Origin of the sequence: Rathayibacter sp. AY2B7 (assembly GCF_002931635.1) — a bacterium.
In the GTDB taxonomy this organism is placed as follows: domain Bacteria; phylum Actinomycetota; class Actinomycetes; order Actinomycetales; family Microbacteriaceae; genus Rathayibacter.
The window spans coordinates 20,823-28,432 of record NZ_PSUC01000033.1; the positions used below are offsets into that span (position 1 = coordinate 20,823).

Sequence of the window (7,610 nt, forward strand, 5' to 3'; positions counted from 1 at the left end):
CCACGATGAGCACCGACTCCGCCCCCGCCGACCTCGCGTTCGAGGTGACCGCCGCCCCCGCGCCCCGCTCCGCCGAGGAGCGCGCCCGGATCCTCGCGAACCCCGGCTTCGGCATGCACTTCACCGACCACATGGTCGGCCTCCGCTGGACCCGCGCGGACGGCTGGCACAGCGCCCGCGTCGAGCCCTACGGCCCGCTCGCGCTCGACCCCGCCGCCGCCGTCCTGCACTACGCGCAGGAGATCTTCGAGGGGATGAAGGCCTACCGCCACGAGGACGGCTCCGTCTGGACCTTCCGCCCGGAGGCGAACGCGCGCCGCCTGCAGCGCTCGGCCCGCCGTCTCGCGCTGCCGGAGCTCCCGACGGACCTCTTCGTCGAGTCGCTGCGGCAGCTGATCGCGGTCGACGGCGACTGGGTCCCCTCGGAGCCGGAGACCAGCCTCTACCTGCGCCCGTTCATGTTCGCGCAGGAGGCGTTCCTCGGCGTGCGCGCGGCCGAGGACGTCGGCTACTACGTGATCGCCAGCCCCGCCGGCGCCTACTTCTCGGGCGGGGTCGCCCCCGTGTCGATCTGGCTCTCCACCTCCTACGCCCGGGCGGGCAAGGGCGGCACGGGAGCGGCGAAGACGGGTGGCAACTACGCCTCCTCCCTCCTCCCGCAGCAGGAGGCCTACAGCCACGGCTGCGCGCAGGTCCTCTTCCTCGACTCGCAGGAGTCGCAGTGGATCGAGGAGCTCGGCGGCATGAACGTGGTGCTGGTGAAGAAGGACGGCACGCTGGTCACCCCGGAATCGGACTCGATCCTCGAGGGCATCACGCGCGACAGCGTCCTGCAGCTCGCCGAGGACCGCGGCCACCGCGTCGAGCGGCGCCGCGTGAGCATCGACGAGTGGCGCGACGGAGTGGCCTCCGGCGACGTGGTCGAGGTGTTCGCCTGCGGGACCGCCGCCGTGATCACTCCGATCGCCGAGCTCAAGGGCGAGGGCTTCTCCGTCGGCCGCGAGGGCGCGCCCGCCGGGGAGCTCACGATGTCGCTCCGCGAGGAGCTGACCGGCATCCAGTACGGACGCCGCGAGGACACGCACGGATGGATGACGAGGCTGGACGCATGAAGATCGCACGATTCGCCACGCAGCGCGACGGGGACAACGGGGGAGCGATCCACTTCGGGATCGTGGACGAGGACGACCTGGTCGTGCTCGCCGGCGACCCGATGTTCGCCGGGTTCGACACCACGGGGGAGCGCATCCCGATCGCGGAGGCGAAGCTCCTCGCGCCGGTGATCCCGCGCTCCAAGGTCGTCGGCATCGGGAAGAACTACGCCGACCACGCGGCCGAGATGGGCGGCGACGCCCCGGCGGAGCCGCTGGTGTTCCTCAAGCCGAACACGTCGGTCATCGGCCCGGACGAGGCGATCGTCCTCCCCGAGGACAGCCAGCAGGTGGAGTTCGAGGGCGAGCTGGCGATCGTGATCGGCGCCGTGGCCCGCAACGTCCGCGCGGAGGACTACGAGGACGTGGTCTTCGGGTACACGATCGCCAACGACGTCACCGCGCGCGACCTCCAGCGCTCCGACGGCCAGTGGGCGCGGGCGAAGGGCTACGACACCTTCTGCCCGCTCGGTCCGGTCATAGAGACCGAGTTCGTCTGGAACGAGAGCGCGATCGAGACGCGCGTCAACGGGCGCGTGCAGCAGTCGGGCAGCACCGGCGACATGATCCACGGGGTGCCCGAGCTCGTCGCTTACGTCTCGCGCATCTTCACGCTCCTCCCCGGGGACGTGATCCTCACCGGGACGCCCGCCGGCGTCGGGCCGATCGCGAACGGGGACACCGTCGCGGTGGACGTCGAGGGCATCGGCACGCTGTTCAACCCGGTGGTCGTCCGGCGCTGAGCCCGGGCCCTCCTCCGCGGAGGGACGAGCGCCTCCGGCCCGCGAGGATCCTCGGATCCGGCGGGCCGGACGCGCTCGAGCGGGACGTCAGTCGGCGCTCGCCGGGTCGCTGCCGACCGCGCCCTCGGTCTCGTCCGGCAGGTCGGCGTCGCCGGAGACGGTGTCCCCTCCGCTGTCGCCGTCGGTCACGGCGTCCGTGACACCGCGGTCGATCGCGGTGCCCCCGGGAGCGGCCCCCGCGGCGGAGGCGTCGGCCGCGTCCTCGCAGGGCAGCACCGTCTGCGCGCCGCCGGTGTTCGGGACGGCGTCGCCGCCGGATCCGGGAAGGTCCTCGTTCATGTTCTGGTCGGCCATGTCGGCTCCTCTCGTCGGGGCTCCAGCCCAGCACGCGACGGGCCCCTCCGCAGGACGTTGACAGCGCGGGGACGAGGGGGCAGACGCGGGCCGCGAGGCCGGGCGACGCGCCTTCACCGTGCTCCCCGGCGCTGTCAAGCGGACTGCCTCCGGGGCCGTCTGGTCGTAGCGTCGAGCTATGAACTCCTCCCGCACCGACTCCGTCAGCCGCATCGCCCGGGAGGACTTCGGCTGGTCGTCGCTGCTCCCCGGTCAGCGCGAGGCGATCGAGTCGGCCGCCTCCGGGCGCGACACGCTGCTGGTGCTGGCGACGGGCGGCGGCAAGTCCGCGGTCTACCAGATCGCCGGAGCCGAGCGCGGCGGCGTCGTCCTGGTCGTCTCCCCGCTCGTCGCCCTGCAGGCCGACCAGCTCGCCGCGATCGAGGCGGCTCCGGCGGCCCCGCCCGCCGTCGCGATCAACTCCTCCCAGGGCGCCGCGGCCGTCGCCCGCGCCTGGGACCGGATCGACGAGGGCGGCCCGCTCTACGTGCTCCTGGCGCCCGAGCAGCTCGCCAAGCCCGAGAACGTGGCGCGTCTGGCGGCCGCGGGAGTGTCGCTCCTGGTCGTCGACGAGGCGCACTGCGTCTCCTCCTGGGGCCACGACTTCCGCCCCGACTACCTCCGCCTGGCCGATGTGCGCGGCGAGCTCGGCGATCCGCCGGTGCTCGCGATGACCGCCACCGCCTCCGGGCCGGTGCGCGACGAGATCATCGAGCGCCTCCGGATGACCGACCCCGAGATCCAGGTGCACGGCGTCGACCGTCCGGAGATCCGGCTGGTGGTGCACCGCCACGAGAGCGAGAACGAGAAGCGCGCCGCCGTGGTCGAGGAGGCGCGCAGCTGGACGGCTCCGGGCCTGGTCTACGTCGCCACCCGCAAGGAGACGGAGGCCTACGCGGCCGACATCGCGGCGGAGGGGCGCCGGGTCGCGGCGTACCACGCCGGACTCAAGGTGTCCGAGCGCAAGGTCGTGCACGAGCAGTGGCGCGCCGGCGAGCTCGACGTCGTCGTCGCGACCTCGGCCTTCGGGATGGGCATCGACCGGGCCGATGTCCGCTTCGTGCTGCACGCGACGACCACCGAGTCGCTCGACGCCTACTACCAGGAGATCGGCCGCGCGGGCCGCGACGGCGAGCCGGCGACGGGCGCGCTGCACTACCGCGCCGAGGATCTGGGTCTCCGCCGCTTCTTCGCCAAGCGCTCGGTCGACAAGGCCGCGCTGCGCGTGATCTGGGCGGCCGTCTCGGAGCAGCCGGGGCTCGACTCCGCGGCTCTCGCGAAGGAGCTGGGGAAGCCGGCCCGCACGATCGCCCGGATCGTCAACGATCTCGCGGACGCGGGGCTGGTGGAGACCGGGTCCGGTCTGCGCGCCACGCGCGAGGCCTCGGGCGACGAGGCCGTGCACGCGGTGAAGGAGGCTCTGGCCTCCCGCGAGCGGATCGCGGAGTCGCGCCTGTCGATGATGCGCGCCTACGCGGAGACCAGCCAGTGCCGCCGCCGAGTCCTGCTGGACTACTTCGGCGTGGAGTCGGCCGAGTGGTGCGGCAACTGCGACGGCTGCGAGCGGCACGAGGCGAGCGGCGAGACCGTCGAGGCGCCCGTGGACGCCCCTCTGAGCGTCGACGAGTCGGTGGAGCACCGCGAGTGGGGCGCCGGCACCGTGATGAGCGTGGAGGCCGACCGGGCGACGATCTTCTTCGAGTCCGAGGGCTACAAGGTGCTGTCGTTCCAGGCGCTCGAGTCCGGCGTCTTGCGCGAGCGCGAGCACGCCTCCGCCTGACCCCGGCTCTCCGCGCCGGCCGATCGCCGCTCGCGGGACGCCGCTCCGGTACGGCAGGCACGGCGTGCCGTGCACCGGAGCGGCGTCCCGCGGAGGGGGTCAGACCTTCGAGACGGCCGAGCTCACGTCGGTGGGCTTCTCGTAGTCGCCGTCCGGGATCGCACGGAGGGCCTCGAGGACGTCGCCGTCCGCGCCCTCCTTCTCGGCGGTCTCGACGATCGTGTCCTTCGAGGCGGGGTAGTCGATGCCCGAGAGGTACTTCTGGATCTGGATCGGGTCGGGTGCGTCCATCGTGCTGTCCTTTCGTCGCCTTGCTGAGTGTTACGAGTGCTCTTCGGCGAAGAGCCGGTCGAAGGCGTCGACGCGCCGGTCGGTGACCGTCGTGGGCGTCTCGAGGTGCACGGCGCCGCTGGGCACCAGGCCCGCGCCGCCGAAGCGCTCCATGACGCGCCACTGCGCGGCGACGTCCTCACCGCTGTGCTCCGGGGGCAGCTGCTCCCAGAAGTCGAAGCCGCCGACGGCCAGGAGGGCGTCGCGGCGGTAGAGGACGCACGCGCCCAGCCAGGCGACCCGGTACGCGCGCCAGGCGCCCTCCGGGACGTCGAGACGGGCGGCGACGTGCGTGAGATTGGCCGCGTTGTGCAGCGGCCAGCGCTCGAACTCCGGGGTTCCGCGCCGTACCCGCTCGGGCTCCACGCGCTCCTCCCAGGTCTCGAACGACTCGGTCTCGTGCGGGCGCACGTCCTCGAGGTAGGCCAGGCCCTGCACCGCGGAGCCGACGAAGCCGCAGTCGAGGCGCTCGAGGGCCTCGTGCAGCCGCGAGAGCGTGCCCGGCTCGAGCCACACGTCGTCGTCGAGGAAGAGGACGGCCGGGGCGGTGGCGAGGGAGAGGAGGTAGTGCCTCTGCTCCGCGAGCCCGCGCCGGGGCAGGTGCCGGCGCACCACCGGAGCCCGGCCCTGCGCCTCCAGCACGCGCAGCATCGCGAGGATCGTCGGGTCGCTCTCGGCGACCGCGTCGTCGGACTGGTCGCTGACGATCACGCGGAAGGGCGGGTCGTCCTGGGCGGCGAGTCCGGCGAGCGTGGCGGCGAGCTCGGCACGGCGGCCGACCGTCGGCACCAGCACGTCGATCAGCGGCTGCCGGGGAGCCTCGGGGACCCCCCAGCTCCCGGACCACCGGCGGCTGGTCACGGCGCGGCCGATCGGATGCGCTGGACCATCTCGGTCGTGGAGTGCTCCGAGACGTAGCCGACCGTGGTGACGACGCCCCCGTAGGAGCGGACGACGGCCGCCTCCGCGAGCATGTCGGGGTTGTAGTCCCCGCCCTTCACGTAGACGTCGGGCTGCACGCGCTCGAGCAGCGGGATGGGGGTGTCTCCGCCGAAGAGCGTCACGTAGTCGACGCAGCCCAGCTCAGCGATCACGCCTGCGCGGTCGCCCTCCGGGTTGATCGGCCGTCCCTCGCCCTTCAGCCGCCGGACGGAGTCGTCGTCGTTCACCGCGACCACGAGCACGTCGCCGAGCTCGCGGGCCTGGCGGAGATACGCCGTGTGGCCGCGGTGCAGGACGTCGAAGCAGCCGTTGGTGAAGACCACGCGGCGACCGCGGCGCGCCTGCTCCGCGAGGACCTCGACGAGGGCGTCCTCGCCGAGCACGACGGCGCCGGGAGCGGCGAGGGAGGCGAGCAGGTCGTCGCCCGAGCAGACGGAGGTGCCGGGGCGCTGCACGACCACGTCGGCGGCGGCCTGCGCCAGATCGACGGCGGTGGCCAGGGAGCGGCCGGCGGCGAGGGCGAGGGTGGCGGTCGCGGCGAAGGTGTCGCCGGCGCCGGACGCCTGCTTCTCCTCCGCGGGCTGAGCGAAGGTGCGGCTGACCGTGCCGTCGGCGTCGAGGGCGGTGGAGCCGTCCCGGTCGAGGGTGACCACGACGTGCCGGGCGCCCGAGCGGGCGCGCAGGTCGTCCGCCGCGTCGCGCACGGCGGCGGCCCGCTCCGTCCCGCGGCCGAGGGAGCCGCCGAGCAGCCGCTCCGCCTCCTTGGCGTTCGGGGTGACGAGGTCCGGCCGGGCGAAGGCCCAGTCGGCGAGCTCGTGCGCGTCGATCACGAGGAGGCCGGGGCGCCCGACGGCGAGCAGGCGCTCGACGGCCTCGCGGAGTATCCCCGAGCCGTAGTCGCAGACCAGGACGGCGTCGGCGCCCGCGGCGGCCTCGGCGGCGGCACCGGCGAGCAGGGCCAGCTCGTCGTCGGCCGGGCGGTGCGGGCCGGAGTCGACGCGCAGCATCACGCTGTCGCCCCCGACCACGCGGGTCTTGATCGTCGTCGCAGCGCCGGTGCGGACGACCCGGGAGGTGTCCAGGCCGGCCCGCTCGAGGGCGCGCACGAGCCGGTCGCCCTCGGAGTCGCGTCCGGCCACGCCGACCGTGCGGACGACGGCGCCCAGCGCGCGCAGGTTGGCGGCGGTGTTGGCGGCCCCGCCCGCGACGTCGACGACGTCCTCGAGCCGCAGGACCGGCGCGGGCGCCTCCCGCGTGACGCGCTCCGCCTCGCCGAGCCACCAGGAGTCGAGGATGAGGTCCCCGATCACGGCGACGACCGGCGGGCGCTCGTGGACGTGCGCCAGGAGGGCGCTCGCCCGCTGGAGCGCCGAGCCCTCGAGGCTCATCGCGCGCCTCCCGGCAGAACGGGCAGGCCGAAGTGCACGACCGTGGTGGTGGTCATCTCGTCGAGCAGCTCCGGGCCGTAGCCGAAGCCGGAGCCGGACGCTCCGCGGGGCTGGGCGCTGCCGCCCGGCGCTCCTCCGAAGACGCCGTTGACCTTGACGGTGCCCACCGGCAGCGTCGCCGCGGCCCGATGGGCGTGCTCCATGTCGGCGGTGAGGATCGAGGCGGCCAGACCATAGGGGCTCGCGGCGGCCAGGTCCAGGCCCTCGTCGAAGGAGTCGACGACGCGGATCGGCGCGACGGGCCCGAAGGTCTCCTCCGTCATCACCAGCATCGACTCGGTGCAGTCCGCCAAGACAGTCGCGGGGTAGAAGGTGCCGTCCCCGGGGGTGCCGCCGGTGAGGGCGCGCGCGCCGCTGCCGAGCGCCTCCGAGACGTGCTCGTGGACGGCGTCGCGCATGCGGGCGTCGACGAGGCGAGGGAGCGGGCCCGCGCTCCAGCGATCGGCCTCGGCGACCAGCGCCGCCGTGAACGCCTCGGCGATGTCGCGGTGCACGTAGATCCGCTCGACGGAGGTGCAGATCTGGCCGGCGTTGGCGAAGGCGCCCAGGGCGGCCTGCTCGGCGGCCCAGACCGGGTCGACGTCGCGGTCGACGACGAGCGCGTCGTTGCCGCCGTTCTCGAGGATCACGTGCGCGCCGGTGACGGCGGCGACCCGGGCGAGCGCGCGGCCGGTGGCGGTCGAGCCGACGTGGGCGAGGACGTCGACGCCCTCGGTGCGCGCCAGCTCGTCGCCGACCGCCCCGTCACCCTCGACCAGGGTCAGCACGCCCTCGGGCAGCGCCTCGGCGAGGATGCTCGTGAAGAGGGCGCCCGTGCCCGGAC

General features: G+C 74.1%; 8 protein-coding genes. 3 read left to right on the forward strand and 5 right to left on the reverse strand.

Going from position 1 to position 7,610, the window contains the following annotated elements; genetic code table 11:
- The first annotated feature begins 5 nt into the window (after positions 1 to 5).
- Positions 6 to 1,112, forward strand: a complete 1,107-nt coding sequence (locus C5C27_RS07805; RefSeq protein WP_104239273.1) for a branched-chain amino acid aminotransferase — start codon at positions 6 to 8, stop codon at positions 1,110 to 1,112.
- Positions 1,109 to 1,894 (forward strand): fumarylacetoacetate hydrolase family protein, encoded by a 786-nt coding sequence (locus tag C5C27_RS07810; RefSeq protein WP_104233223.1) that lies wholly within the window; start codon positions 1,109 to 1,111, stop codon positions 1,892 to 1,894. The genes C5C27_RS07805 and C5C27_RS07810 overlap by 4 nt, the downstream gene beginning before the upstream one ends.
- Positions 1,895 to 1,981: 87 nt before the next feature.
- Here the strand turns inward: C5C27_RS07810 and C5C27_RS07815 are convergent, their stop codons facing one another.
- Positions 1,982 to 2,248 (reverse strand): hypothetical protein, encoded by a 267-nt coding sequence (locus C5C27_RS07815; RefSeq protein ID WP_104314057.1) that lies wholly within the window; start codon positions 2,246 to 2,248, stop codon positions 1,982 to 1,984.
- A gap of 178 nt (positions 2,249 to 2,426) precedes the next feature.
- Between C5C27_RS07815 and C5C27_RS07820 the strand changes: the two genes are divergently transcribed.
- Positions 2,427 to 4,067 carry a RecQ family ATP-dependent DNA helicase gene (locus tag C5C27_RS07820; RefSeq protein ID WP_104239270.1) on the forward strand — a complete coding sequence of 547 codons (1,641 nt, stop codon included), beginning with the start codon at positions 2,427 to 2,429 and terminating at the stop codon, positions 4,065 to 4,067.
- 99 nt (positions 4,068 to 4,166) lie between these two features.
- Here the strand turns inward: C5C27_RS07820 and C5C27_RS07825 are convergent, their stop codons facing one another.
- The 4 genes from C5C27_RS07825 to C5C27_RS07840 all read right to left on the reverse strand — a co-directional run.
- Positions 4,167 to 4,358 (reverse strand): DUF2795 domain-containing protein, encoded by a 192-nt coding sequence (locus tag C5C27_RS07825; RefSeq protein ID WP_104314058.1) that lies wholly within the window; start codon positions 4,356 to 4,358, stop codon positions 4,167 to 4,169.
- Positions 4,359 to 4,388: 30 nt separating this feature from the next.
- Complete coding sequence (locus C5C27_RS07830; RefSeq protein ID WP_219813142.1) at positions 4,389 to 5,258, reverse strand: glycosyltransferase family A protein; 870 nt, start codon at positions 5,256 to 5,258, stop codon at positions 4,389 to 4,391.
- On the reverse strand, positions 5,255 to 6,727 hold the full coding sequence (gene rfaE2, locus C5C27_RS07835; protein ID WP_104314059.1) for a D-glycero-beta-D-manno-heptose 1-phosphate adenylyltransferase: 1,473 nt from the start codon (positions 6,725 to 6,727) through the stop codon (positions 5,255 to 5,257). The genes C5C27_RS07830 and rfaE2 overlap by 4 nt, the downstream gene beginning before the upstream one ends.
- On the reverse strand, positions 6,724 to 7,610 hold an 887-nt coding region (locus tag C5C27_RS07840), incomplete at its 5' end, for an aldehyde dehydrogenase (protein WP_146079627.1). The genes C5C27_RS07840 and rfaE2, both read right to left, overlap by 4 nt.